17 protein-coding genes are annotated in these 18,464 nt (G+C 46.8%); 12 read left to right on the top strand and 5 right to left on the bottom strand.

The annotated features are described in order from the left end of the window. Positions 1 to 87: 87 nt before the first annotated feature. The 3 genes from AB3351_RS19230 to AB3351_RS19220 are packed head-to-tail and all read left to right on the top strand — an operon-like array spanning position 88 to position 2,486. Complete coding sequence (locus tag AB3351_RS19230; RefSeq protein ID WP_371148780.1) at positions 88 to 999, top strand: ABC transporter ATP-binding protein; 912 nt, start codon at positions 88 to 90, stop codon at positions 997 to 999. Continuing rightward, positions 996 to 1,733, top strand: coding sequence for an ABC transporter permease (locus tag AB3351_RS19225; protein ID WP_371148779.1), 738 nt, complete (start codon positions 996 to 998; stop codon positions 1,731 to 1,733). The genes AB3351_RS19230 and AB3351_RS19225 overlap by 4 nt, the downstream gene beginning before the upstream one ends. Before the next feature lie 12 nt (positions 1,734 to 1,745). Beyond that, positions 1,746 to 2,486 carry an ABC transporter permease gene (locus AB3351_RS19220; RefSeq protein WP_371148778.1) on the top strand — a complete coding sequence of 247 codons (741 nt, stop codon included), beginning with the start codon at positions 1,746 to 1,748 and terminating at the stop codon, positions 2,484 to 2,486. A gap of 84 nt (positions 2,487 to 2,570) precedes the next feature. Here AB3351_RS19220 and AB3351_RS19215 read toward each other — a convergent pair whose 3' ends face one another. The 5 genes from AB3351_RS19215 to AB3351_RS19195 all read right to left on the bottom strand — a co-directional run bounded on the left by AB3351_RS19215 (position 2,571) and on the right by AB3351_RS19195 (position 7,725). Next, complete coding sequence (locus tag AB3351_RS19215) at positions 2,571 to 3,632, bottom strand: DL-endopeptidase inhibitor IseA family protein (RefSeq protein WP_371148777.1); 1,062 nt, start codon at positions 3,630 to 3,632, stop codon at positions 2,571 to 2,573. 105 nt (positions 3,633 to 3,737) lie between these two features. Beyond that, the gene (locus AB3351_RS19210) at positions 3,738 to 4,646 is read right to left on the bottom strand and encodes a hypothetical protein (RefSeq protein WP_371148776.1); all 909 of its coding nucleotides are present in this window, start codon (positions 4,644 to 4,646) and stop codon (positions 3,738 to 3,740) included. Continuing rightward, positions 4,643 to 6,058, bottom strand: coding sequence for a sensor histidine kinase (locus AB3351_RS19205; RefSeq protein WP_371148775.1), 1,416 nt, complete (start codon positions 6,056 to 6,058; stop codon positions 4,643 to 4,645). The genes AB3351_RS19210 and AB3351_RS19205 overlap by 4 nt, the downstream gene beginning before the upstream one ends. After that, a complete protein-coding gene (locus AB3351_RS19200; RefSeq protein ID WP_371148774.1) occupies positions 6,045 to 6,767 on the bottom strand; it encodes a response regulator transcription factor in 723 nt (240 codons plus the stop codon). Before AB3351_RS19200 ends, AB3351_RS19205 begins: the two co-directional genes overlap by 14 nt. Before the next feature lie 214 nt (positions 6,768 to 6,981). Next, on the bottom strand, positions 6,982 to 7,725 hold the full coding sequence (locus tag AB3351_RS19195) for a DnaJ domain-containing protein (protein WP_371148773.1): 744 nt from the start codon (positions 7,723 to 7,725) through the stop codon (positions 6,982 to 6,984). 227 nt (positions 7,726 to 7,952) lie between these two features. Here AB3351_RS19195 and AB3351_RS19190 point away from each other — a divergent pair, with 227 nt between their 5' ends. The 9 genes from AB3351_RS19190 (at position 7,953) to AB3351_RS19150 (ending at position 18,457) form a co-directional block, all read left to right on the top strand. Then, complete coding sequence (locus tag AB3351_RS19190) at positions 7,953 to 8,207, top strand: FeoA family protein (RefSeq protein ID WP_371148772.1); 255 nt, start codon at positions 7,953 to 7,955, stop codon at positions 8,205 to 8,207. 12 nt (positions 8,208 to 8,219) lie between these two features. Continuing rightward, positions 8,220 to 9,020 carry a FeoB small GTPase domain-containing protein gene (locus AB3351_RS19185; RefSeq protein ID WP_371148771.1) on the top strand — a complete coding sequence of 267 codons (801 nt, stop codon included), beginning with the start codon at positions 8,220 to 8,222 and terminating at the stop codon, positions 9,018 to 9,020. Beyond that, positions 9,005 to 10,408, top strand: coding sequence for a nucleoside recognition domain-containing protein (locus AB3351_RS19180; RefSeq protein ID WP_371148770.1), 1,404 nt, complete (start codon positions 9,005 to 9,007; stop codon positions 10,406 to 10,408). The genes AB3351_RS19185 and AB3351_RS19180 overlap by 16 nt, the downstream gene beginning before the upstream one ends. 299 nt (positions 10,409 to 10,707) lie before the next feature. Continuing rightward, the gene (locus tag AB3351_RS19175; RefSeq protein ID WP_371148769.1) at positions 10,708 to 12,072 is read left to right on the top strand and encodes an aspartate aminotransferase family protein; all 1,365 of its coding nucleotides are present in this window, start codon (positions 10,708 to 10,710) and stop codon (positions 12,070 to 12,072) included. Next, positions 12,069 to 13,598, top strand: coding sequence for a pyridoxal phosphate-dependent decarboxylase family protein (locus AB3351_RS19170; protein WP_371148768.1), 1,530 nt, complete (start codon positions 12,069 to 12,071; stop codon positions 13,596 to 13,598). Before AB3351_RS19175 ends, AB3351_RS19170 begins: the two co-directional genes overlap by 4 nt. Before the next feature lie 4 nt (positions 13,599 to 13,602). Further along, positions 13,603 to 15,414: an IucA/IucC family protein gene (locus AB3351_RS19165; RefSeq protein ID WP_371148767.1), complete on the top strand. Its 1,812-nt coding sequence runs from the start codon at positions 13,603 to 13,605 to the stop codon at positions 15,412 to 15,414. Next, entirely contained in the window at positions 15,404 to 15,988 is a 585-nt protein-coding gene (locus tag AB3351_RS19160; protein WP_371148766.1) for a GNAT family N-acetyltransferase, read from the top strand. Before AB3351_RS19165 ends, AB3351_RS19160 begins: the two co-directional genes overlap by 11 nt. Further along, complete coding sequence (locus AB3351_RS19155) at positions 15,963 to 17,309, top strand: lysine N(6)-hydroxylase/L-ornithine N(5)-oxygenase family protein (RefSeq protein ID WP_371148765.1); 1,347 nt, start codon at positions 15,963 to 15,965, stop codon at positions 17,307 to 17,309. Before AB3351_RS19160 ends, AB3351_RS19155 begins: the two co-directional genes overlap by 26 nt. Next, on the top strand, positions 17,288 to 18,457 hold the full coding sequence (locus AB3351_RS19150) for an MFS transporter (protein ID WP_371148764.1): 1,170 nt from the start codon (positions 17,288 to 17,290) through the stop codon (positions 18,455 to 18,457). The genes AB3351_RS19155 and AB3351_RS19150 overlap by 22 nt, the downstream gene beginning before the upstream one ends. Positions 18,458 to 18,464 lie beyond the last annotated feature (7 nt).

Below are 18,464 nucleotides of genomic sequence, written 5' to 3'. Positions count from 1 at the left end.
ATTAAGCTGGAATTAAGGAGGACACAATCGTGGATTAAGGATAAATGTCTACACTGAAGATAAATCAGTATAGATAGGAGAATAAAGATGTCTTCATTGGTAATTGAAACTGAAAAGCTAACCAAGAAATTCAAAGATTTTATGCCCGTTGAGTCGCTGTCACTACAAGTGAAAAAAGGTGAAGTATACGGGTTCTTAGGACCGAATGGTGCAGGGAAAACAACGACGATCCGCATGCTGCTGGGCTTGATTCGTCCAACGCATGGTGAGGTGAGGATATTTGGTAAGGAGCTGATACGAAATCGGATTGACATTGCTAAAAAAGTGGGCTCCTTAGTCGAATCCCCTTCTTATTATGGACATTTGACAGGATATGAAAACGTAGAGATCACGCGTAAGCTGCTAGGTATCGAGCGACAACACGTTGATAGAGTCCTTTCGATCGTGCGTTTAACAGAGTGGAAGCATAAAAAGGTTAAAACATACTCCCTAGGTATGAAGCAGCGGCTCGGTATCGCCCAGGCCTTGCTTGGCAATCCTGAGCTTCTCATACTTGATGAGCCGACAAACGGCCTTGATCCTGCGGGAATTCAGGAGATTCGGGATTTAATTGTCAGCCTTCCTGAGCAAATGGGCATGACGGTGCTCGTATCTAGTCATATTTTACGGGAAGTTGAACTGATTGCTGACCGGGTAGGCATTATCCATAAAGGTCGATTGTTGTTCGAAGGGGAGCTGGCAGAGCTGTGGGCGCAGCATGAAGCAAAGCTTAGAATTGAGACATCTAGAGTGGATGAAGCGGCCAGACTGCTGTTCAATGTAGGCTATCGTGTTGAGAAGAGAGAGCAGGCTTTGTATATTGACACCGATAAAAGCCGCGCAGCGGAGATAAATAGGCAGCTCATTATGAGTGGATATGATGTATCGCATATTAGTGAAGAGCGCAAAACGCTTGAGCAGATCTTCCTAGAGTTAACGAAGGGGGCACAAAGCGTATGAAGGGAACGTCCGTCTTCGCCACAGAGCTATACAAACAAAAAGGCGAGATAATGGGATGGCTTGTTATTGGCGGTCCGATGGTTGTTGCAGCCCTTATCTTTTTTGACGTATGGTTCCGATATGACTATCTTCTTGCAAAAAACCAGCGTGTTGGACTTGGTCCTTGGCACATGATTCTATATGAAGTTATGTACATATGGGCTTTGTTTATGCCAATTGGTATTACGCTTATTGCGGGCATTGTCCATTATAGAGAGTTTAGTGAGAATGCCTGGAAGCACCTATTGAGTTTGCCTGTAACACGTCAAAACGTCTATCTCTCCAAGTGGCTTCTTATCGTCTTGCTTGTGTATAGTGCAATTGCAATTCTTATAGTCGGATTGTTTGCGGTAGGTAAGCTTGCCGGGGTGTCTGCACCATTTGATATCGAGTTATATGGAAAATACGCGCTGTATCAGGCACTTGGAGCGCTTGGCATCGTAAGTATTCAGCATTGGCTAAGTTCACGCTGCAAGAATGTGATCCTGCCGATTGCGATCGGTGTAACACTCAGTGTTTGTGTCATGTTTTTTGCTCAATCGGAGGTGTTTAGTTTTTTTCCGCATGCGACGATTCTATATGCGACACCGCTTGAAGATATAGCGAATAATCGTCCGGTATGGAGTGGGCTTATTATTGGGCCGCTCGCGCTCATCATCGGTTTGTTTGAATTTCAAAGACGGGATGTTCTGTAAGGAGGATAAAGGATGAATCGATTGCTTATGGCGGAATACAGCAAGCTGCGCCGTTCGGGAATTTACTGGATTGCAGTGCTTGTCCCGCTATTTTTAGTGTTTCAAGGGATCATTAACTTTGTACGTTATCGGGATACGATGTTTGCCAAGAGCACCCGGACGGAGTGGGAGATTTTATATGAACAATGTATCATTATGTATCCGTCTCTTCTGCTGCCCTTAGTTATCACGGTACTTATTGCATTAATGGCACGTATCGAACACAACCAGAATGGATGGAAGCAACTCCTTGCGCTTCCGGTATCGCGTACACAAGTATACAGCGCGAAGCTGATTATGGCCTGTATTGTAGTGTTAATCAACTTATTTGTGCTGAGCATGAGCACGTTAGTTGGGGGAATGGTGATTGGTGTGGAAGGTGAGCCGCCGTATGCGCTGCTTGTAAGCAGGGGAGGGCTTGCTTTTATCGCCGTGCTGCCAGTTGTGGCGATACAGTTCGTGCTTAGCTTTCGTTTCTCGCATGTCGGGATTCCGCTCGCGTTAGGTACCGGACTTGCTGCCCCGACGATTTTTGTCGCCAATTCTGAGCGCTTTTGGATGTACGATCCATGGACTTATCCGGTTATGGTATACTTTGGGCCTGCGATGGAAGAGTTTAAGAAGGGTACGTTACTGTATGGCGGAGCGCTTGTCATTTTTTCTGTTGTTATTTTACTTGGGCTTCAAGAATTCAAAAGACGAGATATGGTATAACTTTTTTAGGTATCATGGAAAAGCGAGCAGGTTCAAGACAGCTGCAGTCGTTATCTGTGGGTGTGCTTGAACCTGCCGTCATTTTTATCCGCGAGCCCCGGGCGGTGTGTTGACCTTCCAGCCGTCTTTTTCATACTTCAATTGAATACGGCAAATATCAAACTCAATCGCTCCTTCTTCTCCATACGGGACTTTTAGTTCGTATTCAGCGATACCATTTGCATAGCGGATAAGAGTTGCCTGCGCCTTATCCCATTGCAGCAAGCTGCCACCATCCGCGTTTGGCTGTGCCAATCGACCGTTGTGCTCGATAATTTTTGCTTGTTTCATGTAGGTAGCGATTGCCTCGGCAGTATATGTTTTGCGCAGATAATTGATGAATTCTTTTTTCGTATCCAAATCGCTGCTCATATAGCGGTATTCTAAGCCGTTCACGGTAAATGTTTTTAGTTTTTCGTTTCCGCTGCCGCCTGATGCTACATACCAGTACTGAATGGTTGCCTGGGCTGCAAGCAGCGCCGCTGATTTTACATCCAGAGGTTTTATTGCGGGAACGGTGTTTTTTGTAACCAAGCTAATTTGCGAGACATACCAATTCTTTTTGTACTGCTGCACAGTAAGCCTGAAGTCTTCAGAGCCGGCTGTGCCTGTGGATGTAGCCAGTGTAAAGCGGATGTCATAAGTGAAGGTCGTTGCATTTACCTTTTTTGTTTTGATAATTTGATAGGCCTCAATCCATGGACTAGAAACACCTGTAATCCAGTTCTGCTTTTCAAATTCAGACAGACGGCTTTTCTTAAGTTGAGGAGAGAGGACGGCATATTGCAGTGCACCGTTTCTGAGTTTGAGCCCCTTTGCCCAGATATCTGCAGCCTTCTCAGGCACAGCAGGCGCTAAGATCGATTCAAGATAAGCAAGCCGTTTTGTCGGACTCATTCCGTTTGCTTTCTTGGTGATGGAGGAACCTATGGCTTTCTCTAGCAGTTGAATACGCTCTTGGAGCAGTCGCTGTTTTACAGATTTCTCTGTCTGCTTGGATGCCACAGTACTGCTGCTAGCGGCTGCCATTGCTTTGGAATCGAGCATTGTGACAGCAGGTGAAAGCAGCACGGCGGTTGCCATTAGGGAGAGTAACGGACGTTTCATAAAGGGATTCGACCTCTTTCCATGAAATTTTCATTATATAGCGAAGTATAAAAGATACAAAGAAGAAAGTATTTAACAGAGAGTAAAAAAATAGTTACCGAAAAATTACAGTGTCTTTTGTTTATTTGCTGTGTTCATCCCTAAATCCTTCATGGCTTTTGCAATGATTTCTTTGAATTGCATCGGGGAAGGATATGCGTCCTTGTGTAGTAGGGAAAGTCCTTTTTCCGCCGATTGCAGTGCCTGCTCTGGCTTCTGTGCTTTTTGCTGTGCATCCGCTAAGTAGTACCAATAGTATGCGGCATCGGGTCTTTCCTTTATTTTTTGCTCATAATAAGTCATGACTTTGGTGAAGTAAGTCGGATACGCTTCCGGCGCTGAACTGAGCCTACCCTCCTTCCACTGTAATACATCGATCATATATGCTTCCCCCGTATCTTTTTGCCAGATTGCAAGCAGTATGTCGGCATTATACCGTATAAGCTCAAGCTCATGGTAGCCTTTACTATCAAGCTTGCGTATCATCTGTTCATCCCACGTAAAAATATCAAGGCCGCTTCCGGCAGAGATACCCATTTTCCAACCGACAAGCAATTCAATCTTCCCATCCCCTGTCAGATCGGTGAGGCGCATGGTATCAATATCATAGCCCTGCCCTTTATAGGTCCATATGGTTTTCCAGCTATCGTGTTGCTTTTGCAGCAGCATGATGGAAGGATTCTGTTCCTTCCCGTTGGTACGATATGTCACAAGTACTTCGTCTGCACCATCCCCATTTATATCGACCTTTTGAATCGCAGGAATGCCCTTTGGCCGGTCTGGAGCTAGAAGCTTGGAACCGGGGGGAAGGAACGTCTGAATAAAATTAGCGGTGCTGGTTGTGCCGACCGATTGGGCTGCTGCTGGTTGTGGGGCGGTAATGGTGCTGGCAGGGGAGGGCAGCAGACTGCATCCCCCCAGCACGAACATACAGATGAGTAGTACAGGGATGTGCGTGCGTATCTCTTTAGTCAAATGATTTGTTCCTCCTTTCGCGGCGGATGGGTAAGCGGGAAGAAGAGATCGACCTGGGTTCCGTCTCCAAGTCTGCTGTGAATCTCGATTTTTCCGCCATGCAGCATCATAATCTCATCACAGATGGCAAGACCCAATCCGTTTCCAGGCACAGATTCACTCGCTTGATAAAATCGCTTTTTGATATGGGGCAGTTTTTCTTCTGCAATGCCCGTCCCGTTATCTTTTACGCTGACCTGTATCTGCTTCTCCACTGCCTGTGCGCAAATGGTGATCTCACCGCCGGAAGGTGTAAATTTCAAGGCATTATCTACTAGATTGAGCAGCACCTGCTTTAAACGGTTTACATCGCCGGCGATGATAGGGAGATCGGGGGCGACGTCGACAAGAAAAGTAACACTCTGCCGCTCTGCCCTCGGCGCAAGTAGCTTGATAACCTGTTGCACCCATTCAGCTACTTGAATGGATGTAACATAAAGAGTAGTTTTTCCTTCTGCCAGTCTTGAGAAGTCCAATAGGTCTTCTACAAGCAGTGTCAGTCGTTCTGTTTCTGTATCAATAATCTCAAGTCCTTCTTGCACTAATGGATTGCGCTGCTCAGGATCTGATAGGAGCGTAATAACCCATCCCTTAATAGAAGTGAGCGGAGTACGCAATTCATGGGATATGGAGGCGATGAATGCGGTTTTTAGCTGTTCATGTCGGGTAATTTCTGCGGCCATATAATGCATGGTATCAATCAATTTCCCTAATTCATCATCTTGCTGCTTTGGAATGCGCACGGTGAACTTTCCTGCTGCCATCTCTTCGGCTCCTTTAATCAATTCCTTAATGGGTCTTGTAATCGAAGCAGAGAGAAAGAGGCTGATCACAATGGAGATTGTAATAATGGTAATACCGGTAAAGGCGAGTAGCCATGTAATCCTTTGGATGATTGCATATGTTTCGACAAGTGAGGTTGTTAAGCGCAGAACTCCGATTGTATTTCCGGTATTCTGTAATGGCACGGATACGGAAAGTACCCGCTCTCCGGTGTCAGGCATAGTTCCCCGCCATTCACCAAACGTTCCGTCGAGCGCGGCTCGCACATCCGGCTTTGTAATGGTTTTTCCGTAAGTCATGCCTGTAGAGTCACCTAACACGATACCAGTAACCCCGATAATCTGTACTTGTGCACTTGTTGTTTCCGCAAAACTATTAACGAGATGGTTGGCTTGCTCCTGCAAGCTATGTTCCGATAAATACTGGTTATAAAAAGAAGCAGAGGCCTCCGCTTTATTCTGCAGCGTGTCGCGAATATGACCAATATAATACTGCTGGACGGCGATCAGCATGCACAATTCAAAAAGAAGCACAGTAATTACGATGATGATAAGATAGCTGCCTACGAGCCGTTTTTTAATTCCGTACAACGTCTGCACCTCTTCGGAAGCAATATCCATATCCCCAAATGGTTTCAATATGCACGGGCTTAGAAGGGTGCTCTTCGACCTTCTCGCGGAGACGCCTGATATGAACGTCCACCGTTTTGGGATCGCCAATGAAATCTTCTCCCCAAGTTAAGTCCAGAATTTCATCCCTTGTTAATGCTTTATCAATATTCTGCATAAAAGTAATAAATAAATCGTATTCGCGCGGTGTCAGATCAATCTCACGGTTGTTTTTGAATAGGCGATGTGCTTGTGAATCCAAGCGGAAAGGGCCGGATTGCAGTTCATGCTCCTTCTTCGCAGCAGTTGGACGAAAATGCATCCGTCTTAGAACGGCACGGATTCGAGCCGATAATTCGAGCGGATTGAAGGGCTTAATGATATAATCATCCGCACCTAGCTCAAGTCCCATTAACTTATCCATATCTTGACCGCGAGCTGTCAGCATGATCACAGCGATTTCCGGAAAGTCTTCTCGCATTCTCCGACATACTTCATATCCATCTATGCCTGGAAGCATGACATCAAGCACAGCTAAGTCCGGACGCTCCTGCATCACTTTTTGTAACCCTTCTTCACCATTTTCAGCTTCGATAACGCAGAAATTCTCACGTAATAGATTGATCGTAATAAAGCGGCGGATTGAACTCTCATCCTCTATAATTAAAATTTTGGCCGAATGGCTTTCCACCGATAGCCCTCCTCATATGTAAACTCTATTCTAGTGTAGCGTGTTTATAAGAAAAATAAATTACGAGAAAGTTAAAAAGGGAGCCATTCGGCTGTACAGAAAATGTGGATTTGCGGAAGAGAGATGCTTACGAGACGAATGTTATGTAAAGGGGCTGATTATCCGAAGGTAATGGTGATAGATAAGGGGGCTAAGCTAGAGTGCTGTAGCCCTTTTATTTTTCGGCTTCGTACGCTTGTTTTACAAGGTTGAATAAATAGGCGCTGCCGCCATGGTCCGGATGAAGTATCTTCATCAGGTGGCGGTACTGCTGCTTTACTTCGTCACCGGAAGCACTCTCATCAATTCCAAGCAATTGGTGCAGCCCTTGCGCATGGACGGGGTCTGACGCGGAGACGTGAGAAGATGACGAACGTTCACTGTACATCCGGCTGTATGCTTGTTTGTCACGAAAGCGAGCCGACTTCTCATACAATGCTTGCAGGCGGTTACGGTACTCAGATAGCGTGTCTGCAAGTTCACTCTCTTCGGTTGGCAGCTCATTCTCAAGAAATTGGTATTCGAATTGTTCATAAAAAATCGCTTCATATTCATCCATCAAATCGTTATATCTAACGATAGAATCTCGTATGCTGTCTGCCTGTTTATATAAACGAAGCACTTCGAGTATAGCCCATTCGGGCATTTCATAAGAAAAGGCGAGCAATGTTTTTCCTTCGTATTTTTTGGGTACCGGATGGTCACGGAGGAAGTCATACAACTGTAGCTGCAATTTGGCCCGAAGCTTTTTGCCGATTTCGACTGCAAAATCGAGTCGAACCAATCCGTCTTCTAAACGCTTGCGCCATATCGTCTCCAGGTTTTCGATAGCGTGTACAACATTGATGGTATAGACATCCGTTACAAGGATGGCTTCTTGTTCATGAAGCGGCTTATATTCGGTCTGCTTCTCATTCATTGGAGCCTCCTGGCTAAAGAAAATATAGATTTTCACTTAACAAGATAGCACAAATTGCGCGGAGAAAAAATAGAGTAAGAATATACCAAAGAAAAAACTTCTTGCGTTTTTTGCCTCTATGCAAAATAATTTATATAAGGAAAGTGATGTTTTTTTACGTTGAAAGTTGCGTTGGGTAAATTATGTAGCGCTTGGCTAATTATAAATAGGGGTTCCGAGGTGAGCAGATGGCTGAGAAAAAAACAGCAGCGATTCCTTTATCAGAGCTTGTACCTGGCAGCCGTGCAAGGGTAGTATCGCTTCAGGCTGAAGGATTAGTTCGACGGCGTTTGCTGGATTTGGGAATGGTGCCGCAGACGATAGTGGAAGTCGTGCGGCGCAGTCCGATTGGAGATCCGACGGCCTACAGGGTACGTGGTACAACAATAGGGCTGCGAAAGGAAGATGCAAAGCAGATTCTGGTAGAGACGCTTGGCAAATAAGGAGTGAGATCGATGAATAGCTTGTCCGTAGAGAAAAGAATGGAACTTCTGCACAGAGCATTCGGCATTACAGCTGAAGCGGATCAGAAAGTGATTGCGCTTGCGGGAAATCCGAATACGGGAAAAAGCACAGTGTTCAACGCACTGACAGGGCTTAACCAACATACAGGCAACTGGCCTGGCAAGACGGTTGGAAACGCGCAAGGCTCGTTTACCCATAACAATCAATCCTTTCTTCTCGTCGATTTGCCTGGTACGTATTCCCTTTTGCCCAATTCGGTTGATGAGCAGGTGGCCCGAGATTTCATCTGTTTCGGTCGACCGGATGTGACGCTTGTCGTAGTTGATGCGACCGCATTAGAGCGGAATTTAAATCTTGCGCTTCAGGTGATGGAGATTACCGATCAGGTTGTGCTGTGCGTGAATTTGATGGATGAAGCGAAACGGAAAGGCGTACAGGTAGATATAGAAGGTCTTTCCAAAAAATTAGGTGTGCCGGTTGTAGCGACAGCCGCCCGCCAGAAACAAGGACTGCAAGAGCTGAAGGATCAACTGTTCAATGTCGTGACAGGAGCCATCCGGCCCTCTCCGCTTCTTCTTCACTATAGTGAGGAGGTTGAGCAGGCCATTTGTGAGCTAGAAGTCAAGCTGGCTCCCCTGCTCAAAGGGTTGCTAAAGCCGCGCTGGGTAGCGCTTCGAATGCTTGATGGAGATACGACCCTCCTGCAAGATATTGAGAGATATATGACTGATGCTGCATTGCCAGAACATCCGGTAAGCAGGGAGGTATCACCCTCATGGCCGCAAGCATAGAAAAAAACGATATCTATCGTCTCCAGGCGATTGCATCTCAAGTGCAAAGAGAGCAGACGGAACCAGTCCGTGATGGGATTGTAGAAAAAATTTATCAGCATTCACAGGCAATTGCCGATGAGGTTACAAGCCGTTCTGAGGATAAAAAGAGTGATTGGGAGGGGCGGCTCGATTCCATTCTGACGTCTCGCTATCTTGGATTTCCCATTATGCTGGCTTTATTAGGTGCGGTATTCTGGGTTACTATTGCTGGAGCTAATGTTCCCTCAAGCCTTCTGGCAGACGGATTTGGCTGGCTTGAGGGCAAGTTGACTGCCTTGTTCATGTGGGCAGGATCTCCGGCATGGCTGCATGGCGTACTTGTACTCGGTTTATTTCGGGGCGTAGGTTGGGTCATTTCAGTAATGCTGCCGCCAATGGCGATCTTCTTTCCTCTTTTTGCGCTGTTGGAGGACTTTGGTTATTTGCCGCGTGTGGCATTTAACTTGGATCGGCTGTTCAAGAAGGCCGGTGGACACGGGAAACAATCGTTGACGATGGCAATGGGATTTGGCTGTAATGCAGCAGGCATTATCTCTTGCCGCATTATCGAGTCGCCTCGTGAACGCATGATTGCTATTCTGACGAATAATTTTGTTCCATGCAACGGTCGATGGCCGACGCTTATTCTCTTATCGTCTTTGTTTATGGCAGGAGCCGTAGGAATGGGCGCAAGCGTAACCGTTGCGGCATTGATTGTTGTCGGCATGGTTCTCTTCGGTATTATGATGACGCTATTTGTCTCATGGACGCTATCGAAGACGATGCTGCGCGGCGTTCCTTCCCACTTCACGCTGGAGCTTCCGCCGTACCGTGCGCCGCAGCTTGGCCGTACAATCGTTCGATCTGTGTATGATAAAACATTGTTTGTGCTTAAACGTGCGGTTATTACGGCAGCGCCAGCCGGAGTAATTACCTGGGTGCTTGCCAACATTATTGTTGGAGACAAGAGCGTGCTTGCCCATGTTGCAAGCTGGTTTGATCCGTTTGCTCATGCGATTGGGCTTGATGGCTATATTCTGATGGCATTTCTGCTGGGGCTTCCGGCAAATGAGATTGTTGTCCCGATTCTGATTATGGGGTATATGGCATCCGGTGCGATGATTGAGCTTGATGATATGAATGCACTGAAGCAGCTCTTTCTGACGCATGGCTGGACGTGGCTGACCGCGCTGAATATGATGCTGTTTTCGCTTCTCCATTATCCATGCGGTACAACGATTTATACGATTGCTAAGGAGACGAAAAGCGCAAAGTGGACAGTTGTTTCCGTACTTTTGCCGCTCTCGATCGCAATCGGTGTATGCTTTATTGTCGCGCAAACGGTTCGTTATTTTGGCTGGGTATAGATATATAACGAAGAGCGGAAGCGAGTTCGATAAAAGAACTCGCTTCCGCTCTTTTATTTTTTTGGCAGGAGAATTGATGTGGTGAATTTATCCTCCTATATGTCGTTTTATAGATCCCATTGCGTATTTAATCACACGCTATGTCATTTATAGAAGTTCAATCATTTTACCTAAAAAGTGTGAAGAAAGAAGCATAATTGATAACAACTCTCAAATATATTTGACAATGATAATCTTTATCACTTAACCTTGGGGCAGATGCAATTGAAAAATATTTTCAGTTAGAGAGGGAGTTAGCCATGACAATCCAACAGGTTTCAAGAAATAAAATGCTTCTCGAACAGCAGGAACAACGTGAGTCGAATGCCCGCTCCTACCCGAGAAGAATTCCAATCGCCATAGACAAGGCGGAGGGTATTTTCGTTCAGGATGTTGATGGGAAGCAGTATTATGATTGTCTCGCCGGAGCGGGGACACTGGCTCTGGGGCATAATCATCCGGTCGTTGTCGAAGCCATGGAGCAGGTAATTCGGGATAAGCGTCCACTGCATACACTCGATTTAACAACGCCGATAAAAGAGGAGTTTGTTAATGAGGTATTTGCCAGCTTACCTGAGGAATTTGTCAAGCGTGCAAAAATTCAATTTTGTGGGCCTACAGGCGGTGATGCAATCGAAGCTGCGATTAAACTGGTAAAGACAGCGACAGGAAAGCGCAGCATCCTCTCCTTTCAAGGCGGGTATCATGGAGCTACACACGGTACGATGTCGCTCAGCGGTACGCTAGGGCCAAAAGAAAAAGTACAAGGACTTATGCCGGATGTTCACTTCTTGCCTTATCCGTATACATATCGCTGCCCATTTGGTGTAGGCGGAGAAGCGAGTCATCGTATTAGCAGCAGCTACATCGAAAATCTGCTGGATGATCCAGAAAGCGGTGTGCTTCCACCGGCTGGGATGATTTTTGAGGTGGTGCAAGGCGAAGGGGGATCTATTCCTGCACCGCTGGAATGGATTCGGGAAATGCGGCGGATAACAAAAGAGCGCAATATTCCTCTCATCATTGACGAAGTGCAGACCGGTATCGGACGCACAGGAAAATTATTTGCCTTTGAGCATGCTGGCATCATACCGGATGTGATCGTTCTTTCCAAAGCAATCGGTGGCAGTCTGCCACTATCGGTTGTCATTTACGATAAAGATCTGGATCAATGGTCGCCGGGCGCCCATATTGGAACGTTCCGTGGAAATCAGATGGCTATGGCGGCAGGGACGGCGACATTGAAATTTATCAAGGAACAAAATCTTGCCGCTCATGCAGCGCGTATGGGCGAGAAGTTGACCCACTCCCTGCAAGAGCTTCAGCAAAAGGTACCTCAGATCGGTGATGTAAGAGGTCGAGGATTAATGGTCGGAGTTGAGATCGTAGATTCGGCGCAGCAAGCAGCTCCAAACGGCAGTCATCCGGCACATCCGCTCCTTGCAAGTCGCATTCAGCGAGAGTGCTTCGATCGAGGGCTTATTCTTGAAGTGGGCGGAAGACATGGCAGTGTTGTACGTTTCCTGCCGCCGCTCGTTATTACAGAAGAGCAGATGGATGAAGTAGTGGCGATTTTTGCAGAGGCTACTCAAGAAGCAATCCGACATGAGGTGAGATTGCAGTGAATCCAAGCTCTATAGAAACGATAGCCCGTATAGCAAAACCGGATGGAGTCGAGTCCCTCTTCCTGAATGAAGGAGAAGAGGGACAGCGAGCATACAGGCAAGCGATGGATATGGTTAAAGAGATGCTTGCCACGTTCTATAGCGATAACGAAGTGCCTTATAGCGGCAAAGCACCAAAGGAGATTGAACGCGCCATGAAGAAGCTGGCGCTTGCTTCAGAGGATGGGGAAGACCTTGGGGTTGTAGTGAGTGAACTTCCTTCCGCTCTTCTTCGCGATAGCATACATGTCACGCATCCAAGAAGTATTGCGCACCTTCATTGCCCCCCGCTCATTCCCGCGCTTGCTGCTGAAGCGGTTATCAGTGCATTGAATCAATCCATGGATTCATGGGACCAGAGTGCGGCAGCTACTTACATAGAAGCAGAGTTGATTCGCTGGCTTTGCGCACAGTTCGGATTTTCGCAAGAGGCGGATGGGACATTCACTAGCGGAGGAACGCAGTCGAATTATACGGGTCTGCTTCTCGCGCGTGATGCTTTCTGCAAACGGCACTGGGACTGGGATGTGCAGCAGAATGGACTGCCGCAAGAAGCAGGACGCTTACGGATTCTATGCTCGGAAGATGCCCATTTTACAGTGAAAAAATCGGCGTCCCAGCTCGGGTTAGGCGAGAAGGCTGTCGTCGTGATCAAAACCGATCAGAACCGCCGTCTATGCATTCGAGACGCTGAGGAGAAGATTAGGCAGATGCAGCAAAAGCAGCTGATACCGTTTGCGATGGTAGCTACATGCGGCACAACAGATTTTGGCAGTATTGATCCTATGCGGGAGTTAGCTCAAATCTCTGCTCGGCACAATCTCTGGCTGCATGTGGATGCCGCCTACGGAGGAGCGTTGGTGCTGAGCCAGCGCTTTCGAAAGAAGCTCTCCGGCATTGAGTTGGCCGATTCGGTGACGGTTGATTTTCATAAGCTTTTCTATCAACCAATCAGTTGTGGTGCCTTTCTGGTCAAGGATAGGACGAGTTTTCGTTTTCTCAGCCATCACGCTAATTACTTGAATCCGGTTGAGGATGAAGAAGCGGGTACGCTAAATTTGGTGAATAAATCGACACAGACGACGCGGCGTTTTGATGCGCTAAAGCTTGTCGTTTCACTAAGAGTGGTCGGAGTGAAGCGGTTTGGTGAGATGATCGACTATACGATACAGCTTGCGCAAGAGACGGCGAAGAAAATAGCAGAGATGAAAAACTTGTATATGCCCCATGCTCATCCTGAACTGAATGCGGTTGTCTTCCGCTATGAACCGGCTTCGGGTCGTGGCGTAGACGGAAATCAGGTAAACCGTCAGATTTATCAAGCTCTGCTTCAAAGCGGCGTGGCCATCATCGCAAGAACAAGTATAGATGGGCTTGCATACTTGAAATTCACACTGTTGAATCCAAGAACGACAATCGAAGACATCGAGCTCATTCTCCAAGAAATTCAAAGGCTTGGTGACACACATACCGTAAATGGGGGGTAAACCATTGAAGCATATGAAGGAAATCGCAGAGAAGGCGACCATGCAAAGTTTTATGAACTGCTATATACGCGAGACAGCCAGGTATACAAAGCATCCGCTCGAAAGATTAGACGCTGCGCTAATGGAGAATCATATTGACCCGATCGAAGCGGTGCTCGTTTGCCCGCTGTCTGCACAGCGATTAGAAGTCATCCTGCCCGTGCGGTATTGGTCGATGACAGGCAGGCACCTGTTTTCATTCCCCATCTATTATCAGACGAAAGAGATGCCCGTTCCACAGCAGGCTGATTACGTTACGCTTGTCTCACTTATCGCAAAAGAGCTTTTACTTGCACAGGGGCGACAGGATGCTGAAGATGAATTCATGCTACGTGTTATCTTAAGCTGCCGGAATATACGGCGCTATATGGAAGACAGAGCGGGAGATGCGGCCGCTCTTGCAAGGCCCGATTTCACATTCATTGAAGCAGAGCAATCGCTGCTTCTTGGCCATCTGCTGCACCCCACACCGAAAAGCAAGCAGGGGATTACGGAAGAAGAGGAGGGGATGTTCTCTCCGGAGTTACAAGGGGAATTCCAGTTGCATTATTTCCGGGCGCATACATCCATCGTGCTGCAGGATTCGAGCGAAGCGAGAACGGCCGCCCGCATAATAAAGGAAGAGTTGCAAAACGACCCTGCAACGGGGCCTGCATTCATAGCATCGTATTGTCAGCCCGATACGTTCGTCCTTCTTCCAGTGCATCCTCTTCAAGTGAGCATAGTACTTGAGAGAGAGGATGTACAAGAACTCTTGACCAAGGGAATGCTTGAATATCTTGGTCCGGTAGGCAGCCCGTTTACGGCAACGTCTTCCATGCGTACGGTATACGGCAATCATGCGAGATATATGTATAAGTTCTCCATCCCGATTAAAATTACCAACTCCCTGCGGATAAATAAGCGCAAGGAACTCGACCGGGGTGTAGAAGTCTCACGTCTCCTCGGAACTGAAATTGGCAGTCGAATGGAGGAGGTACACAAGAACTTCCGCATCATTCAAGATCCTGCTTATGTCAATCTTGACCTAGAGGGAGAAGAATCGGGATTCGAAGTAGTAATACGGGAGAATCCATTCTATGAAAATACGGAAAATGCAAGCTTGATTGCAGGGTTAGTTCAAGATCATGCCTATGGAGGAGACTCCCGGTTAGGCTCCATTGTTAAAAATATTGCCGCAAGAGAAGGACGAACGACAGAAGAAGTAAGCCTAGCGTGGTTTGAAAAATACTTGTCCGTTACGCTTGATCCGATCCTCTGGCTGTACGAAGAATATGCGATTGCACTAGAAGCGCATCAGCAGAATTCCATTATCACGCTAAAAGACGGCTATCCGGATAGATTCTATTATCGGGATAACCAGGGCTATTATTACTGTGAATCGAAAGCGGATAGGCTGGCCGAATTATTGCCGGGATTGAATCAAAAGAGCAGTACCATTTGTGCTGATGACGTAGCAGAAGAGCGGCTGCGCTATTATTTCTTCTTTAATCATTTATTTGGACTGATAAATGGTTTTGGCACAGCGGGATTGATTAACGAAGAGAAGCTGCTTGACGCATTAAAAGAAAGGCTTATGCATCATAACCAGCAAAATGGAGATGCCTCTACCCTGCTGCACAGCTTACTGCATGAGGAGAAGCTGCCGTGCAAAGCGAATCTTCTGACAAGGTTTCATGATATGGATGAGTTGGTAGGTTCGCTTGAATCGCAGTCTGTATATACGTTCGTTCAAAATCCTTTGCTGCAGAAGGTTGGTGTTATGCATGAAAAGTAGGTACGTGCAGTTCGATGAAGAAATTGGGCAGTCTATTTCTTTTGCGCAAGTACAGTATGAACAGGACCTACCTCTTATTCATCGCTGGATGCAGCAGGCGCATGTGATTCCGTTCTGGAACCTTAATATGCCGCTTGATCGGTTCAGTGAGCACCTGCACAAAGCGTTGAATGATCCGCATCAGACGCTGTATCTAGGCTTCATTGAGGGTGTTGCGATGAGTTATTGGGAGTCGTATTGGGTGAAGGGAGACGTAATAGAGACGTGTTATGCGCATGAACCGTATGATCAGGGCATTCATCTATTAATCGGCGAACCGGAATTTTTAGGACGGGGCTATGCTCTTCCGCTGCTGCGTGCGATGGTTCGGTTTCAATTCACGACGTTACGGACAAAAAAAGTAATCGCAGAACCTGATATCCGTAACGAAAAAATGATTCATGTATTTGAAACATGCGGATTTGAGCCTGTAAAGCCGGTAGAGCTTCCCGACAAAACCGGACTGCTTATGTTTTGTCATCGGGAGAATTTTGAAAGGAAGTGGCAGCATGTCAGTGACAAGCAGAGAGCCTGATAGAGTAGTAGATATAATTGGGATTGGTATCGGTCCGTTTAACTTGGGATTGGCCGCTTTGCTCGATAAAGTACCTGAGATTGATGCTCTGTTCTTTGAGAAGAAGGAGGCATTTGATTGGCATCCGGGCATGCTTATCGAGGGTACTACGCTGCAGGTCCCGTTTCTGGCTGACCTTGTCAGCATGGCGGATGTAACGAGTAAATACAGTTTTCTTCATTATTTGCAGCGTCACAACAGACTGTATCATTACTATTTTCTAGAGAAGTTCAAAGTTCCAAGACAGGAATACAATCATTATTGTCGATGGACAGCCGAACAGCTTGCTTCCTGCCGCTTCGGAAAAGAAGTGATAAAGGTGACACCAATTGAAGCAGGTGGCGAGGCGCTTTATGAGGTACATGTACGAGACATGCGGACACAATCAACCTCAAGCTTCGTCAGTAGACATCTGGTGCTCGGCATCGGAACAAGCCCTGCCGTCCCGGAGGGTTTGCAGAGTAAGATAGGGGATACGCTCTTTCATTCCTCTCAGTATTTGAGCCAAAAGAATCGCGCTCTACAAGCCAAATCCATCACGGTCATCGGATCGGGGCAAAGCGCGGCCGAGATTTTTTATGATTTGGCAAAAGAGCAGGCCGATCACAATTTTGAATTGAGCTGGTTTACAAGATCGAAGGGTTTCTTCCCAATGGAATATTCGAAGCTAGGGCTGGAATACTTCTCTCCGGATTATATTGATTTCTTCTACAGCTTATCTCAGAGCAAGAAGGATGCGCTGCTTCCGCAGCAGGATCTGCTCTATAAAGGCATTAGCGCAGAAACGATTGGCGAGATTTATGACCTGTTGTACCACCGTTCCATCGCAAACGAAACACCTGCGATCCGCCTTCAATCCATGACAGAGGTAGGCGACATAGACAGGCGTACTGATGGGTGGACGCTGCGCTGCACGCAGTGGGTGAAGGAGGAGATGTTTGATCACGATTCGGAGATTGTCATTCTAGGAACAGGATATACACCGACAGTGCCAAGCTTTCTTTCAGACATTGCCCACTTGATTGAGTGGGATGAGAAGGGGCGGTACAGAGTGACGAGAGATTACAAAATGAAGAGGCGAATCGATACACCAAGTGAAATCTTCGTACAAAACGGTGAATTGCATACCCATGGTGTGGGCGCACCCGACCTTGGACTGGGGGCGTATCGAAATGCTGTTATTATCAACACTCTGGCGGGGAGAGAGGTATATCCGATTCATCAACGTAACGTCTTCCAGACGTTCGGGTTAGCGAAGGAATGCGCACTCATCAACGCATAGTTTTTCCTGTCCTATTCACTTGCGTGTTTTTGTTTATGTTTACGGAGGTGCTTCTGTCTCCTTTTTATCCGCAGTTTTTTCGGAAGGTATTCGGCGTAGAGGATTTTGGGTTTACCGGATTTTATATTTTTGCCTGCAGATTGACAGTCGTCATCGCTTCTCCTATCTGGGGGCTTGTGTCTAGAAAGGTGGACAGCAGGTGGTTGTTACTGATAGGACAGGTTGGGACCGCTATTTCTTGCGTGCTTATGGCTCTGTCTGCTAATGCCTATCAGTTTCTGGCTTTTTCTGTTTTGTTGCTGATTTTTAAAAGCAGTTATCTTCTGCTGTATACAATTATGATTCAGGCTGCAGGACAAGAGAAGAAGAATGTGACGGGAGTGTATCATGCGGTGATTCAGACGGCGATCATTGCCGCTACTGTGATGAGCGGCTGGGTAATCGGCCTTGCAAATCCGCTGCAGGTGTTTTGGTGGATCGCCTTGCTTGATTTCCTGCAGGCGGCAGTCTGTTTCTTCGTGTTGCGCAGAGTAGCGATAATAGACAATTCTATACCTGCAGAAGCGGATACGATGCTAAAGAATCGGGTCGATATTCGGTTTTTGGCGAAAATGGCTTTGCTTATCTTTACGCTGCATTATGCGGTAAATATCATCCGTCCCTTCTTTACGGTGTTCACAGAAGAGACATACCATACGACTATCATTGGCAGCAGTCTGCTGTTCTTGATCCCAAGTCTGATGGCGGTTGCGGCATTGCCGGTCATGAAAAAGTGCAGTTCGCAGAGAATCTTATCGTTATATAAAATGTCGGGTCTGCTTCTTCTTATCAGCTTGGTTCTGCAAGGCGTGGCTTCAAATCTTTGGGTGCTTATACTGGCAAGGTGCCTATTCGGCTTTACGTTAGCTGTATGCCAAGCAAGTCTGGATATGTACTTGTTTGAGCGGAGCCGCAATGTTCATTCTGATTACAGCGTTTTATCCTCTTTTCAGAACATCGGATTGCTGCTGGCACCATTAAGTGCGCTTGCGCTTGTAGAAGACTATTCGATTGTCTCTCCGTTTATCGCGGCGGGTGTCATATTTGTGGTGCATCTTTTCGTTGTTACAATAACCAGCTACAGAAAAAGGACTGTGCACAAAATTTAAAACTAAA

The organism is Aneurinibacillus sp. REN35 (genome assembly GCF_041379945.2).
GTDB lineage: Bacteria > Bacillota > Bacilli > Aneurinibacillales > Aneurinibacillaceae > Aneurinibacillus.
This window is presented reverse-complemented; position numbering and strand designations above follow the sequence as displayed.

Excerpts from the sequence above, each read along its gene's own strand:
- AB3351_RS19230 (WP_371148780.1), top strand. The coding sequence starts at position 88 with ATGTCTTCATTGGTAATTGAAACTGAAAAGCTAACCAAGAAATTCAAA.
- AB3351_RS19225 (WP_371148779.1), top strand. The coding sequence starts at position 996 with ATGAAGGGAACGTCCGTCTTCGCCACAGAGCTATACAAACAAAAAGGC.
- AB3351_RS19220 (WP_371148778.1), top strand. The coding sequence starts at position 1,746 with ATGAATCGATTGCTTATGGCGGAATACAGCAAGCTGCGCCGTTCGGGA.
- AB3351_RS19215 (WP_371148777.1), bottom strand. The coding sequence starts at position 3,632 with ATGAAACGTCCGTTACTCTCCCTAATGGCAACCGCCGTGCTGCTTTCA.
- AB3351_RS19195 (WP_371148773.1), bottom strand. The coding sequence starts at position 7,725 with ATGAATGAGAAGCAGACCGAATATAAGCCGCTTCATGAACAAGAAGCC.
- AB3351_RS19190 (WP_371148772.1), top strand. The coding sequence starts at position 7,953 with ATGGCTGAGAAAAAAACAGCAGCGATTCCTTTATCAGAGCTTGTACCT.
- AB3351_RS19185 (WP_371148771.1), top strand. The coding sequence starts at position 8,220 with ATGAATAGCTTGTCCGTAGAGAAAAGAATGGAACTTCTGCACAGAGCA.
- AB3351_RS19180 (WP_371148770.1), top strand. The coding sequence starts at position 9,005 with ATGGCCGCAAGCATAGAAAAAAACGATATCTATCGTCTCCAGGCGATT.
- AB3351_RS19175 (WP_371148769.1), top strand. The coding sequence starts at position 10,708 with ATGACAATCCAACAGGTTTCAAGAAATAAAATGCTTCTCGAACAGCAG.
- AB3351_RS19160 (WP_371148766.1), top strand. The coding sequence starts at position 15,404 with ATGAAAAGTAGGTACGTGCAGTTCGATGAAGAAATTGGGCAGTCTATT.
- AB3351_RS19155 (WP_371148765.1), top strand. The coding sequence starts at position 15,963 with ATGTCAGTGACAAGCAGAGAGCCTGATAGAGTAGTAGATATAATTGGG.
- AB3351_RS19150 (WP_371148764.1), top strand. The coding sequence starts at position 17,288 with ATGCGCACTCATCAACGCATAGTTTTTCCTGTCCTATTCACTTGCGTG.